This is a genomic window from Natronomonas halophila (assembly GCF_013391085.1).
Classification (GTDB): domain Archaea; phylum Halobacteriota; class Halobacteria; order Halobacteriales; family Haloarculaceae; genus Natronomonas; species Natronomonas halophila.
Window position 1 is genome coordinate 591,875 of sequence record NZ_CP058334.1, and the last position, 13,503, is coordinate 605,377.

Annotated in this window: 13 protein-coding genes and 1 tRNA gene; 8 read left to right on the forward strand and 6 right to left on the reverse strand. The window is 63.9% G+C overall.

Features of this window, described 5'->3' with window-relative positions:
• Positions 1-169 precede the first annotated feature (169 nt).
• The 6 genes from HWV23_RS03290 to HWV23_RS03315 all read right to left on the reverse strand — a co-directional run bounded on the left by HWV23_RS03290 (position 170) and on the right by HWV23_RS03315 (position 9,428).
• Positions 170-3,373, reverse strand: a complete 3,204-nt coding sequence (locus HWV23_RS03290; RefSeq protein ID WP_178288997.1) for an adenosylcobalamin-dependent ribonucleoside-diphosphate reductase — start codon at positions 3,371-3,373, stop codon at positions 170-172.
• 568 nt (positions 3,374-3,941) lie between these two features.
• On the reverse strand, positions 3,942-4,529 hold the full coding sequence (gene trpG / locus HWV23_RS03295; RefSeq protein ID WP_178288998.1) for an anthranilate synthase component II: 588 nt from the start codon (positions 4,527-4,529) through the stop codon (positions 3,942-3,944).
• The gene (gene trpE, locus HWV23_RS03300; RefSeq protein ID WP_178288999.1) at positions 4,526-6,121 is read right to left on the reverse strand and encodes an anthranilate synthase component I; all 1,596 of its coding nucleotides are present in this window, start codon (positions 6,119-6,121) and stop codon (positions 4,526-4,528) included. The genes trpG and trpE overlap by 4 nt, the downstream gene beginning before the upstream one ends.
• On the reverse strand, positions 6,118-6,744 hold the full coding sequence (locus tag HWV23_RS03305) for a phosphoribosylanthranilate isomerase (RefSeq protein WP_178289000.1): 627 nt from the start codon (positions 6,742-6,744) through the stop codon (positions 6,118-6,120). The genes trpE and HWV23_RS03305 overlap by 4 nt, the downstream gene beginning before the upstream one ends.
• Positions 6,741-7,742 carry an anthranilate phosphoribosyltransferase gene (gene trpD / locus HWV23_RS03310; protein WP_178289001.1) on the reverse strand — a complete coding sequence of 334 codons (1,002 nt, stop codon included), beginning with the start codon at positions 7,740-7,742 and terminating at the stop codon, positions 6,741-6,743. The genes HWV23_RS03305 and trpD overlap by 4 nt, the downstream gene beginning before the upstream one ends.
• Before the next feature lie 114 nt (positions 7,743-7,856).
• Positions 7,857-9,428, reverse strand: a complete 1,572-nt coding sequence (locus HWV23_RS03315; RefSeq protein ID WP_178289002.1) for a hypothetical protein — start codon at positions 9,426-9,428, stop codon at positions 7,857-7,859.
• Positions 9,429-9,662: 234 nt separating this feature from the next.
• Between HWV23_RS03315 and HWV23_RS03320 the strand changes: the two genes are divergently transcribed.
• From HWV23_RS03320 to HWV23_RS03350, 8 genes are all read left to right on the forward strand, one after another.
• A tRNA-Val gene (locus tag HWV23_RS03320) sits at positions 9,663-9,737 on the forward strand.
• Between the two features lie 68 nt (positions 9,738-9,805).
• The gene (locus tag HWV23_RS03325) at positions 9,806-9,943 is read left to right on the forward strand and encodes a hypothetical protein (protein ID WP_178289003.1); all 138 of its coding nucleotides are present in this window, start codon (positions 9,806-9,808) and stop codon (positions 9,941-9,943) included.
• Positions 9,940-10,419, forward strand: a complete 480-nt coding sequence (locus tag HWV23_RS03330; RefSeq protein WP_178289004.1) for a hypothetical protein — start codon at positions 9,940-9,942, stop codon at positions 10,417-10,419. The genes HWV23_RS03325 and HWV23_RS03330 overlap by 4 nt, the downstream gene beginning before the upstream one ends.
• Positions 10,416-10,604, forward strand: coding sequence for a hypothetical protein (locus HWV23_RS03335; RefSeq protein WP_178289005.1), 189 nt, complete (start codon positions 10,416-10,418; stop codon positions 10,602-10,604). The genes HWV23_RS03330 and HWV23_RS03335 overlap by 4 nt, the downstream gene beginning before the upstream one ends.
• Positions 10,604-11,119, forward strand: coding sequence for a hypothetical protein (locus tag HWV23_RS03340; RefSeq protein ID WP_178289006.1), 516 nt, complete (start codon positions 10,604-10,606; stop codon positions 11,117-11,119). Before HWV23_RS03335 ends, HWV23_RS03340 begins: the two co-directional genes overlap by 1 nt.
• Positions 11,116-12,885, forward strand: a complete 1,770-nt coding sequence (locus tag HWV23_RS03345) for an ATP-binding protein (protein WP_178289007.1) — start codon at positions 11,116-11,118, stop codon at positions 12,883-12,885. The genes HWV23_RS03340 and HWV23_RS03345 overlap by 4 nt, the downstream gene beginning before the upstream one ends.
• Positions 12,882-13,013, forward strand: a complete 132-nt coding sequence (locus HWV23_RS17155; protein ID WP_281362689.1) for a hypothetical protein — start codon at positions 12,882-12,884, stop codon at positions 13,011-13,013. Before HWV23_RS03345 ends, HWV23_RS17155 begins: the two co-directional genes overlap by 4 nt.
• Positions 13,006-13,476 carry a PD-(D/E)XK family putative nuclease gene (locus HWV23_RS03350; RefSeq protein WP_178289008.1) on the forward strand — a complete coding sequence of 157 codons (471 nt, stop codon included), beginning with the start codon at positions 13,006-13,008 and terminating at the stop codon, positions 13,474-13,476. The genes HWV23_RS17155 and HWV23_RS03350 overlap by 8 nt, the downstream gene beginning before the upstream one ends.
• Positions 13,477-13,503: the final 27 nt, after the last annotated feature.

A 13,503-nucleotide genomic window follows, 5' to 3' on the forward strand; every position in this document is an offset into this window, starting at 1 on the left:
CCGACCCGTCGACGGGCGGATGCCCACACATCCGGACCGTTCCCTACCGTCCATTGCCAACACCCAACACGAATTCATACGTTGGAATCCGTCGCATCCGAATAAAACCCACGGCCGAACTCAACGGGAAAAGCGATGACAAGCCGCGTCGCTCGTTAGCGGGGCCGCCTTAGCACTCGGACCAGCCGCAGGACTCGCAGGTCTTGCAGCCTTCCGAGTAGTACAGCGTCATGCTGCTGCATTCGGGGCATTCGGGGGATTCGCCGGAGTCGATGAGCGACTGGGTGTCGCCGGTGTCGTCGTTCGGCGATTCCGCGGACTGGGAAGCCGAACCGGAAGCGGAGACTGCGCCACCGTCGGACGCGCCCGCGTCCGACGAGGATCGGCTCACGGCGCTCGCCTCACCGCCGTCCGTCTCGGGCGCCGCAGCGTCACGCTCTGCTTCCTCGCGTTCCTCGACCTGCTGGGCCGTCTGGTCGAGGGTGGCCTGGTCGGGGTAGGCCTTGTCGACCTCGCCGTCGAGGTAGCGGCGCATCGCGGTGCCGATGGCGTCAGGGATGGAGTTAATCTGCTCGCCCTTGTCCCAGGCAACCTTCGGCGACCGGATACCCTGCAGTTCGTCGGCGATTTCCTCGGGGTCGACGCCCGAGCGAAGCGCCGTCGAGATGGTCTTCGCGAGCGCCTCGGTGAAGGAGGCGGTGAAGCCGCCGGAGTTGCCGATGTTGGCGAAGAGTTCGAACGGCCGACCTGTCTCGGGGTCCTCATTGATGTTGACGTAGAGTTTCCCGTAGCCGGTATCGATGCGCTGGGTGACGCCGTGGAGGACGTCGGGCCGCGGGCGCTTCTTGCCGAGGTCGACCTCGACGTCAAGCAGGCTCTCGACGTCGGTTTCGAGAGCCGCGGCGACCTCCTCGCTGTCGAGGAAGCCCTCGATGTCACCGAAGATTTCCTGAATGTTCTCGACGATGGCTTCGGCCGCCTCGGCCTCGTCCATGTCGGAGAACTCGGCGTTCTTCGCGCGGGTGGTCAGCACCTGCTTCGAGCGGGTGCCGTCACGGTAGTAGGTGACGCCCTTGCCGCCGTGTTCGTAGATGTACTCGAAGACTTCCTTGGCGTCCTCGACGGTGGAGTCGTTGGGCGCGTTGACCGTCTTCGAGATGGCGGAGTCGACACCCTCCTGACAGGCGACCTGCACGCCGGCGTGCTGCTTCGCGGAGAGGTCGCCGGTGACGACGAAGAGTTCGCCGATGGCGTCCGGGACGGTTTCGAGGCCGTCGATGCCGTCGAACTCGTTGTTGGCCATCTGCTCCTGTGCTTCCTTCTTGACGGCCTCGACGTCGAGGCCGTTCTCCTCCAGCACGCGGAGGAAGTAGTCGTCGAACTCGACGAGCATCTCGTCGCCCTGCACGTCGTCGGAGACGTTCTTGTAGTAGGCGACGTTGTAAATCGGCTCACAGCCACCCGTCGTGTTGCCCACCATCGAGGTGGTGCCGGTCGGCGCGATGGTCGTCGTGTTGTGGTTCCGAATCGGGAAGCCGTCCTCCCAGTTGTCCGCGTCGAGGCCGGTCTGCTTCTCGAACCACTCGCGGTATTCGGTGGGGTTGGCGTACTTGGATTTGTCCCACTCGTCGAAGCTACCGCGCTCCTTGGCGAGTTCGTGAGAAGCCGACTTCGAGCCGTGGTTGATGTGCCGCATCACCTGTCGGGCGACCTCGTTGCCCTCGTCGCTGCCGTACTTGATGCCGAGTTGGATGTACAGTTGGGCCAGCCCCATGACGCCGAGGCCGATTTTCCGCATCTCGCGGACCTTCTCCTCGATCTGTGGGACCGGGAAGTCCGACATCGTGACGACGTTCTCGAGGAAACGCGTGCCCATCTCGATGCGTCGGTCGAACTCGTCCCAGTCGATAGACTCCTCGAGGAACGCCGCGACGGCGTCCTCGGTGGAGGCGTACTCGTCGCCGTGGCGCTCGTTCCAGACGCGCCAGTCCGGGGAGTCCTCGGCGGCCAGCGTCGAGAGGTTGATGTGGCCGAGGTTACAGGCCTCGTACTCTTCGAGCGGCTGTTCGCCGCAGGGGTTCGTCGCGAGGATGCGGTGGTCGGGGTGTTCCTCGACGTCGAAGGAGTGCTGTTTGTTGATACGTTCGAGGTAGACGACGCCGGGTTCACCGTTCTCGTGGGCGCCCTCGACGATGTGTTCCCACAGTTCCTCGGCGGGCACGGAGAGTTCCTCGCCGACTTCGACGTGCTCTCCCATGTCGAACATGTCGTAGAGTTCCTTCGTTTCGGGCGTCGCGATGTGGGCTTCGCCGGTTCGGGGGTTGGTGAAGGTGAACTCCTCGCCGTTCTTGACGGCGTCCATGAAGTCGTCGGTGATGCCGACGGAGATATTGAAGTTCGAGAGGTGGCCTTCGACGGCGTTCCGCAGGTGCTTGGGGACGCGTCCCTCGTCGTCGATGAGTTCGCGGGCCTCCTCGAGAGCGTCCGCGAAGGAGTTGTGCGTGAAGTCGTCGGGGTCGTTCAGTCGCAGCGTCTCCGCCAGCGAGACGTCCTTGTTCTTGGCGTGGAGGAACTGGATGACGTCAGGGTGGGAGACCCGCATGACGCCCATCTGGGCCCCGCGCCGGGCGCCGCCCTGGGCGATGGTCTCGCACATCTGGTCGTAGGTCCGCATGAACGTGATGGGCCCGGAGGCGATGCCGCCGGTCGAACCGACCGCGTCGCCGTAGGGGCGAAGCCGCCAGAACGCATATCCCATGCCACCGCCGGACTGGAAGACCTGTGCGGCCTCCTTGGCGGTCTGGTGGATGTCGTCGATGTCGTCCTTCGGGGAGTCGACGAAACAGGCCGACAGCTGCTGGAGTTCGTCGCCGGCGTTCATCAGCGTCGGCGAGTTCGGCATGAAGGAGAGCCGTTCCATCAGCTCTTGGAACTCGTCGGCGGTCTCCTCGACGTGTTCGCGGATGTCGTCGGGGAGTTCGGGGACGAGCGTCTCGTAGGCGAACTTGTTGACGTTGTAAATGGAGAGGGTCGTCTCGGCGTCGTCGTCGGCGGTGACGCCCGTGCCGAAGACTTCCGCGGCGAGTTCGTCGCGGCGCGGGTGGTCGGGCTTGAGCAGGTCGGGGGTGACCGTAACGTCGAGGCCCTGCTTTTCGGCCTCGAAGACGGCCTCGGCCAGCGCGATGTTCTTGGCGACGCGGTCGAAGAGGTCCTCCTGTTCCTCGATGGGGTCGCCGTTGGCGTCCTTGCGCAGATAGCGGGCCGGCAGGATGTTGTGATAGGCGTTGCCCGTGAGTCGGTCCTCGAGGGTGTCGCCCTCGGTCCGCTTGACGGGCAGCGTAATCTCGTCCGCGGAAAGGTCGGCCCCGGACATTACTCGGCCCTCCGGCGACGTGCGGCTTGTTCCCCTACGATTCCTCGGCTAACGAAAGTGATGGCGCGGGTCATCTATGACGGAGTTTGCGTACTGTGGGATGCCCAATAACCCTTGGCATCTCGGAAGGGTTCTTGTCGGAAATTCGATACCGGTTGTGGGCACTAGTGGTTTCCAGCGGAGATGAGTGTGCGCGTGCCCTTGCGCGTACGACATGTGTTGTTCGTTGGGATGCTTATAAGAATGGGTAGACCGAAGTGAAAGTGAAAGTTCAACCCCCGAAACCGAGGGATAGAAGCGCTGTTTCCATTGGAAATAAGCGGGGGTTGCAATCAGCTGTTGCACAGGTGTATCGATTCACGTGGGAATCCCGTGACCAATCTTCACACCGTCGTATGGTCACGACACAAAACGCGCTCGTGGCCGTGACCTCCAGCAAGTATAATATTCCTTATAAAACTCGTTCGCCTTCTTTTCGACCAGTTTCCAGTACTAGAATGTCGTAGTGCACGCCCTGTCGCCGACGTGTGAAATCCGGCCGGGATACGGACCTACCTGCGGGCCGGAGCTATTCGACGCCTGCCAGGAAGTTGGCAATGACGTCGTGGCCAACCGCCGTCAGCACCGACTCGGGGTGGAACTGGACGGCCTCGATGGGGTGCTTACGATGCCGAACCCCCATCACTAACTCCTCGCCTTCGTGGTCCGTGGTTGCCGTCACCTCGAAGACGTCGGGAACCTCCAGTGCGACGAGGGAGTGATAGCGGCCGCCCTGAAAGCCATCGTCCAGGCCCGCGAAGACCCCCTCGCCGTCGTGGTCGACCGGGAAGGCCTTGCCGTGAATCGGCTCGGGCGCGCGGCCGACCGAGCCGCCGTACTCGTAGACGGCGGCTTCGAGGCCGAGACACACTCCGAGGGTCGGCACCTCGGGGCTGACCTCTCGCAGTACGTCCATCGTCACGCCGACGTCCCGGTCGTTCTTCGGGTGGCCGGGGCCGGGGGAGATGATGATGGCATCCGGGTCGACGGCCCGGACGTCCTCGAGGGAGGCCGTGTTCCGAAGGACTTCGGTTTCCGTGCCCTCGTGTTGGCTCACGTACTCCACGAGGTTGTACGTAAAGGAGTCGAAGTTGTCGATGAAGAGGACGCGCGTCATTGCGAGACCTCCTCGATTTCCTCAGGGTCGGACCCCCGAATCCGGTCTATCGCGGCCAGTACACCGTCCATCTTCTTTTCCGTTTCCTCGAACTCGCTTTCGGGGTCGGAATCGGCGACGATGCCCGCGCCTGCCTGTACGGTCACGCGGTCGGTATCGTCGACGCCGGCACCGTCTTCGACCGTCGCGGTTCGGATGACGATGGCGAAATCGGCGTCGCCGGTCCACGAATAGTAGCCGACGCCGCCGCCGTAGAGGCCGCGGGGCCGTTCTTCGAGGTCGTCGATGATTTCCATGGCGCGGATCTTCGGCGCCCCCGAGAGCGTCCCGGCGGGGAAGGAGGCCCGCGTCGCGTCGAAGGCATCGCGGTCCGCGCGCAACTGGCCGGTCACCGTCGACTCGATGTGCTGGACGTGGCTATATTTGAGGACGTTCATGAACTCCTCGACGCGGACGCTGCCGGCTTCACAGACCCGGCGGACGTCGTTGCGCGCGAGGTCGACGAGCATCGTGTGTTCGGCCCGTTCCTTACCGTCCGCGAGCATCTCGCCCGCGAGTCGTCGGTCCTCGACGGGGCTGTTGCCGCGCGGGCAGGTGCCCGCGATGGGATTGCTCATCACCTCGCGGCCCCGCACCGACACGAGCGTCTCGGGGGAGGCGCCGACCACCGAGAGGTCGTCGTAATCGAGAACGTACATGTACGGCGAGGGATTGACCTCACGAAGCGCCTCGTAGAGCCCCAGCGGGTCGATATCGCCGTCGAGTTCGCGCGTCCGGGAGATGACGCCCTGATAGATGTCGCCATCGAGGACGTGCTCTTTCGCGGTTCGAACCGCTTCCTCGTAGTCGTCCTGCGGGCCGGCCCGCTCTGCGACCTGTCGGAAGCCTCCCGTCTCGACGTTCTCGGCGTCAGCCAGCAGGCCCTCGACACGCTCGACCTCCTCCTGGAGGTCGTCGTAAATCGCACCGGGGTCGTCCGCCTCACGGACGACAGGCGTGAACACCAGCGAGACGGTGTCCGCGGCATCGTCGAAGACCAGCGTCTTCGTGTTGAGGATGAACTGCGCGTCCGGGAACCGCGAGTCGGGATGCTCCAGCCCCACTTCGTCGAGCCACAGGTCGTAGACGGCATCGTAGGAGAGGAACCCGACTAGTCCACCCTGTAACTGCTGGCGGTCCGTCTCCGGGAAGTTCCGCAACGGCAGGTCCGGCAGGGACGCTCGCAGTTGGTCGACGGTGTCGCCGCCGTTCGGCGACAGCAGGCCCTCGTAGCGTTCGTCGACGACGTCGATGGACGTCCCATCCTCGGCGTTGACGGTCACCACGGCCGCGGGGTCGTAGCCGACGAACGAGTACCGGGCGTGTTTATCGGCGCCGTGGCCGGCCGTGAAGGCGCCGTCCGGGTCGCTGGAAGCTACCTTCTCGGCGCTTTCCAGCAGGAAGGCGTGGTCGCCGGCCTCGACGCCGGTCGTTCGCCCGGTGACCGCCGCGTAGGCCGCCAGCGGTTCCGTCGACGCGTCCAGCTCCGCGACGGCCCGAACGACGGCCGGCCCCTCGCCCGCCAGTTCCACAAACGCTTCGCGGGAAATCACGGCCGTTTCCCTCCCGCCTCGACGAACGCCGAAACCGCCTCGGGGTCCTTGCGTCCGGGGTCGGCTTCGACGCCGCTTGCGACGTCGACGGCGAACGGTTCGACGCGACGAACGGCCTCGCCGACGTTCTCCGGTGTCAATCCGCCAGCGAGCACGACGGGCGAATCGAGGGATTCGACCAGTTCAGCCGCCCGGTCCCAATCGTGTGTCTCGCCCGTACCGCCGGCGCCCGATTCGTCCAGCGAGTCGATGAGCAACGCGTCCGCGACGGTGTCATACTTCGGCGCGTCCTCCGGCGAGACCGCCTTGATGACGTCACCGTGAATCTTCGCCGAGAGAAAGGCGAGGTCGCCGGGCGAGAGGTCGCCGTGAACCTGGACGACGTCCGGCTGGACGCGTGAGGCCAGGTCGACGGTCGCCTCGGGGCGTTCGGCCATCGTCACCAGTACCGTCGTCACGAACGGCGGCGCGGCACGCGCGAGTTCGACCGCACGGGTGGCCGGAATCTCTCGGGGGGTATCGGTTGGCACGTCGGCGATGAAGCCGACCGCATCGGCGCCCGCCGCGACGGCCACGTCGAGGTCCTCGCGAGTCGTGATGCCACAGACCTTCACGCGCGTCATGGCTCGAAGTCGCGGAGCGCCCGCAGTTGCTCCGCTGCGCCCCCGGACTCGATGGACTCGCGGGCGGCGTCGACGCCCGCCTGTAGACTGTCGGCTTCCCCGGAGATGTAAATCGCCGCGCCCGCGTTCGCGAGGATGATATCCCGCTTTGCGCCGCCGACCTCGCCTTCGAGGATACCTTTGAGGTCCGCGGCGTTCTCCTCGGGCGTGCCGCCGGCGACGTCTTCGAGTTGATACCGGCCGACGCCGAGGTCCGTGGGCCGAACCGTGTACTCCTCGACGGTATCGCCATCGACTTCGGCGACTTTCGACTCGCCGTGGACGCCGATTTCGTCCAGACCGGCGCCGTGAACCACCAGTGCGCGGTCGACGGCCATCTGGGAGAGCGCGTTCGCGAGGACGGGCACGAGGTCCGGGTCGTAGACGCCGACGACCTGTGCGTCCGCGCCCGCGGGATTGGTCAGCGGGCCAAGGACGTTGAAGATGGTCCGCATCCCGAGTTCCTTTCGCGGGCCGATGACCGCCTTCATCGCCGGGTGGAACACCGGCGCGAGCATGAAGCCCATGCCGATGTCCTCGATACACTGCTCGACGGCCGGCGGTTCGGCGTCGATGGTGACGTCGAGTTCCTCGAGCACGTCGGCGCTTCCCGACGAGGAGGATACCGAGTAGTTGCCGTGTTTGGCGACGGGGACGCCGGCACCGGCGACGACGAAGGAACTCGTCGTCGAGACGTTGATCGTATCGTGGCCGTCGCCGCCGGTCCCACAGGTGTCGACGAGCGGTTCGCGGTCGGGAGCGATAGTCCGAGCCGCATCCCGCATCCCCTGGGCGAAGCCCGCGATTTCCGTTTCGGTCTCGCCCTTGGCTCGGAGGGCGGTCAGAAGCGCACCGATCTGTGCCTCCGTCGCGTCCTCGAACACCAGCGATGCTGCGTCACGCGCCTCCGCCTGCGTGAGGTCTTCACCGTCAGTAACTCGTCGAATGAACTCCTTCATGCTGAACACCAATGGTCAATACTGAGTCGTAATGTACAAATCAGTACACCAGTATAAGCCTGTCGCTACGGCTAGCGCTGATGGGAGGAAAAGACAAAAGCGAAAACAGCCCCGTTATTCGTCGCCGGTAGGGGCGGGGAAGGAGGGATACTCGACGAACGTCGGGAGGCCACGCGTCCCGGGCTGGCACTCCTCGCCATCACACGTGACTTCAACACCGAGACGCTTGTTCAGCAACTCAACGTCCGTGTAGGTGTAAATGCGACCATCCTCCCAGTATCGGAACCGCGGCTCAACCGCGTATTCCTTTTCCCCGTCGCTGACCGCGAACCGGAAGTGGTTGTCCCCGTACTGGGGGTTCGAGCCGACAGCGACGAAGCCGGAGGCGCCGGGCCCGTTGCCCGACTCGTTCAACGTCGCGTCGTAGAGCACCACGGCGAGGATACCGCCGTCGTTTTCGCCGATGTACTGAACTTCCTCGTCGTAGGCCGGGTCGACTTCGTCATCGCCCGTCACCGGGTTGTACGGCGGGTCGTTGGGGTCGAAAACCTCACACTGATTCGGCGTCGCGCCGAAGACGATGGCCGCAATCGACTGCGGCGTCACGATATCCGTCGGCACGCCCGGCGGCTGGGCCTCCTGCGGCAAGTCGTCGAACCACGGCACCTGCTCGAACGGCACGTTCTCCTGAGCCCGGTCGCCCAGGTCCGTGCAGACCTCACTCGGGAACGGGCCGTCCTCTTCGCCGTCCCCACCATCATCACCGGTAGGGGCGGGGAAGGAGGGATACTCGACGAACGTCGGGAGGCCACGCGTCCCGGGCTGGCACTCCTCACCGTCACAGCTGACTTCAACACCGAGACGCTTGTTCAGCAACTCAACGTCCGTGTAGGTGTAAATACGACCGTCCTCCCAGTATCGGAACCGCGGCTCAACCGCGTATTCCTTTTCCCCATCGCTGACCGCGAACCGGAAGTGGTTGTCCCCGTACTGGGGATTCGCACCGAGAGCGACGAATCCGGAGGCACCAGGGCCGTTGCCCGACTCGTTCAGCGTCGCCTCGTAGAGGACGACACCGAGAACGCCCCCGTCGTTTTCGCCGATGTACTGGACTTCCTCGTCGTAGGCCGGGTCGACTTCGTCGTCACCAGTCACCGGGTTGTACGGCGGGTCGTTGGGGTCGAAAACCTCACACTGGTTCGGCGTCGCACCGAAGACGATGGCCGCAATCGACTGCGGCGTCACGACGTCGGTCGGCACGCCCGGCGGTTGGGCCTCCTGCGGCAGGTCATCGAACCACGGCACCTGCTCAAGCGGTACGTTCTCCTGAACCTGCTCTCCAACATCCGTACAAACCTCCTCCGGGAACGGTTCGTCCGTCGCGTTGCCCAACGGACTATCCTGGGCATCCGCCTGCGTATCGTCGGTTGCTACGTCGCTGACGGAGTCGTTGACGTCGACCTCCTCGTCGGTCGGGGATTCGACGACATCGCCGACCGAGTCGTCGACGGAGAGATTGTCGTCGATCGATGAGTCATCCCCGATGTCGATCGAGACGTCATCGTCGTCGCCGAGTGAAATCCCATCGTCGCCGTCGACGGCCGCGGCAGGAGCGGCCGTGAACCCGACAACCATCACGACGGCGAGAAGACAGGATATTGCTGCTCTGACGGTACTCGATTCCATTTCTGATTCCTTCTTGCTCGTTTCCCTGTATCACACTTGTGCCCGGCATATACGGGAGTTTTTATAAGCCAGTCAAAAGACGGGTTTCACGCCATGGAGCGCCCGATGTCCGACGCTTCCACGGAAGCAGTCGCGCAGCGATAGTGCCACGTTGAAGAATGACGGACGGCGGGCTATTCCGAAAGGTTCAATTACTTCACCGGGGTATGAATGAGTGCAGGCAAGCACCAGCGTGGGTTCGTGGTCTAGGCTGGTTATGACACCTCCTTGACATGGAGGAGGCCGGCAGTTCAAATCTGCCCGAACCCACTCCCTTATTGCGTTTCTACCTCCTATCAGAGGTACTTAACTCAACCCTCTATAGCGGGAGGTGCGGCATGAGCCGCCCCCAGACCAACACCGCCGACAGCCGCGCGGCCGTCGGCGACCACCCGGTCTGTGACTACTGCGGCGGTTACATCGTCACCGACGGGCAGGACTGTCCTGCCCTCGACGACGGGAGGTGTTTCCCGTGAGCGCCGACAGCGCCCAGCAGGACCTCGAGGCCACACCCGAGGACCTCCCCGACGTCGGCGTTCGCTCCCGGAAACAGTACTCCAAGAAGATCCACCGCCGACGCGACGCCGCCGAGGACCCACGACCTGCCTGTCGCGAGCACCACCGAGGGGACCGCTTCAAAACCTGCCATCCGCAAACGCTTCTCGCGTTCGCGCGCTGGAGTCTCTGCGGGAACCCCGAATGCTTCGGCGAAGATGACGGCGTCGATCGTGGCGATGGCACGATAGCCGACGGCGGAAAACCAGTCGAACACTACCTCGACAGCGCTGGGGACCAGCTCGAGACAGCACTCGAGAAAAGCGAAGACGACTGGCAGCGAGAAGCCATCGCCGAACTTCGAGAGGATCTTGCAGCACTACAGGGATTCGAACGAGACCCGTCAGCTGCCGCTTTCACTGACGCCGGTAACGGGGAGGTGTTCCGTGGCCCATGACCGACAGCGAGATCGGTCAATCTGCGGACGGCATTGAGCAAATAAAGTTCGACCTGATTAGAGCGAACAACGCCACAGACCCGAAGGTAGACGAGTCGCCTAAGTACGGCTTGATTCACGGACTGCGTGGGATAGTTCGGTACTTCGACTCGGATACTGACCGATCCGAAGGAGGTGAGCGCTGATGTCGCTCGCCAAGCCGAAGGGGCCGCTCACCGAGATCGGCGAGTCCCCGAGCGATCACGAGTGCGAGCATCCCTCGCCCTGCCCGCACGACCCCGTCGTCCGGGTTCCGCATCCGAACCAACTCGGCGCCACGGGCATCACGCTCTGCCCGTTCCACCTCGCCATCTGGATCGACGAACGCGCCGACGCCGTCGACCCCGACATCGAAGCCCTCGCCGCTGACGACGCGCTCCTCGAGCTTGAAGACCTCCCACCCTGGACTCGCCACGCCGGCCAGGAATGGAGCCGGCTCGGCATCGACCACCACGGCCAGGGCCACCTCTACCGCGAAGTCAGCAGCGAGGACACCGCCCGCGTCATCCTCGTCGACGCCGACCTCGAAGTCCAGGACGTCAAGCGCGTCCCCGGCGAGCGCGACCTCGGCGACTGGATTCGCTACGTCCGCCGGAAACGCGGCTGGATGCGCCTCGACCCCGACGCGCGCGCCGCGCACGAAGGAGGTGACGGCCTGTGAGCGACGACAGTGTCGTTACGCTGGGTGAGGTCGAATTCGACCCTGTTGACATCCAGGACTTCCGCCTCAGCGTCGAAGGCACCTCGGGAACTGGAAAGTCCAACACCCTCGCCGTCATCCTCGAGGACCTCGCCGACGTCCCCATCCCGACGCTTATCGTCGAACGACTGGGTGCACTCACACCAGTCCGCCTCGTCGACGAACGGATCACCGTCGTCGGCGCTCGCGACGAGGAGGGAATCGACCTCGCAGTCGCCATCGAGGATCTCGACAAAATTGGTGAATGGGTCCTCGACCGCGGGATGAAGATCCTCGTCGACATCTCAACCTACGCCGACTACGAAGCCGAAAAAAGCCGCATTCACCTCGCCGCGGCGAAGGCTCTCCAATCCCTCAACGACCGTGCACACGAGAAGTACCGCTCCAGCGGTCGGACCAAATCGCTGCTGGTTCTCGACGAGGCGCACATGCTCGCGCCGAAGGACTCGGCGCCCCAACCGGAACTCGACGACTACGTAAAGCGCTGCCGCGGGCAGATCATCAAAGCCGCCACCGAGGGCGGCAACAAGGGAATTTCAGCCATCGTCGGATACCAGCGCCGCGCTTTCCTGCACAACGGCGTCATCCAGCTGTGTCAGGACTTCATCTCACACAAGCCAGGTGACGAGGATCTCGGCCGGACTGCCGACGCGCTTCGCTGCTCCGAAGAACAACTCGATTCCCTGGAGACAGGTGAGATTCTCGCCCGTGGTCAGTCCATCACCGATGGCGACCTCGTCGGACCGACCGAGGTAAGAAAGCGGACGTCGCCAGACCCTCGCGAGGAGACCTTCGAGATCCCGGAGACCCCCGACGAAATCGCGGACGTCCTCAAGGACATCCAAGAGGAAGTCGAAGAGGAAGCCGAGCGGCGTTCTGAGCGGGAAGACGAACTGGAGCGGTTACGCGAGAAGAATGAAGCTCTTGAGGAAGAAAACGAGGAGCTTCGACAGGAACTCGAGGACACCGACCGCCTCGCGTCTGCGCTGGAAAACCTTGGGTCGAACGGTGGCGGCGCTGTCCAAGATGTTGGTGAAGGCGTCGCCGACTTGCAGGAGCGCGTAGACGAACTAAAAGCGAAACGTGACGCACTCGAGGCCGACCTCGAGGACGCCAGAGCAGAAGCCGAAGCTGCTCGCGAAGAGCGCGACGAACTGGAAGACCAGTTGGCTGATGTCGAAGCGGAACTGCAGGAACTCCGCGCCGCTTTCGACGGTGCGGCCGAAGACGTCGCGAGTCTCGTCGAAACCTTCGACGTCGAAGTCGACTTCGAGCAACCGACGACATCGCCCGAGACACATTCATCGGTCGACGCGTCGACGGAGCATACTGCTGGTAGTGGAGGCGTCCAAGACGACATCCTCGCTGACTTCGTTCAGGATGCGGTCGACCGCCTCGTCGAGAAGACCGCCTCACTCTCCGAGCAGGAGAAGAAGCTCCTGAAATTCATCGAGGCACGCGGCAAAACGCTCGACAGCCAGAAGGCGTGGGCACAGGCCGCTCTCGGGCTCGACGGCAACCCGAACTCGACGCACTACAACTGGATGTCGGACCTCATCGACGCCGGGTTCGTTCGAAAGAACAACAACGGGAGCATCGCCCCGAATGTTCGGGGCCTTGTCAAGAACGAACTCGCTGATTACGACGTCAACGAGGAGACCGTCGAGGAAACCTACGAAGCGGTTCTCGCCCAACTCGCGCAGCGGAACGAGGGTGGCGAACGTTGAGCCTCCGACTCGGGGACTGCGGCGAGTGCGGCAATCTCGTCTGGACCACCGACGATTACGAACTCTGGACCGGCGATTCGACTGTCGTTCACGCTAACTGCGGTGGGGAGGCGATGCTCGATGAGTGAAGCCGAACTCGAGAACGAAGAGGTCGGTCTCCTCGTTGAGCAGGAAGCCTGCAATCGGTGGCACCTCGATCACGACGCCAACAACGGCGACGACCCGAGGCACTACGATGCCACCGCCACCACCGATACACCCGTCACCGGCATCGTAGCCGGCGCCCTCGTCGAGGTAAAGGGCTGCGCCGAGTGGATCTCCGACGGCTCCGCGCGGCGCCGAGGCCGTTGGTGGTTTTCAAAATCCAATCACGACGCGCTGCTCGATGAGGGCGGCTACTACGCCCTCGGCGTCTACGACTCCGACGAAGTCGAAGTCCACCGAGTCGTCCTGATCAACGCCCGTGCCGTCGACGGCATCCTCGCCGACCGATGGAGTACCTGCGGGAAGCAACACCATTCGAAGGAATCGGCTCAACTCCCCTGGCCTGAGGTTCTTCACAGCGGCCTCGACGTGGGGGTGAGCGACTGATGGCGGTTCGTGTCGAATGCCGGTACT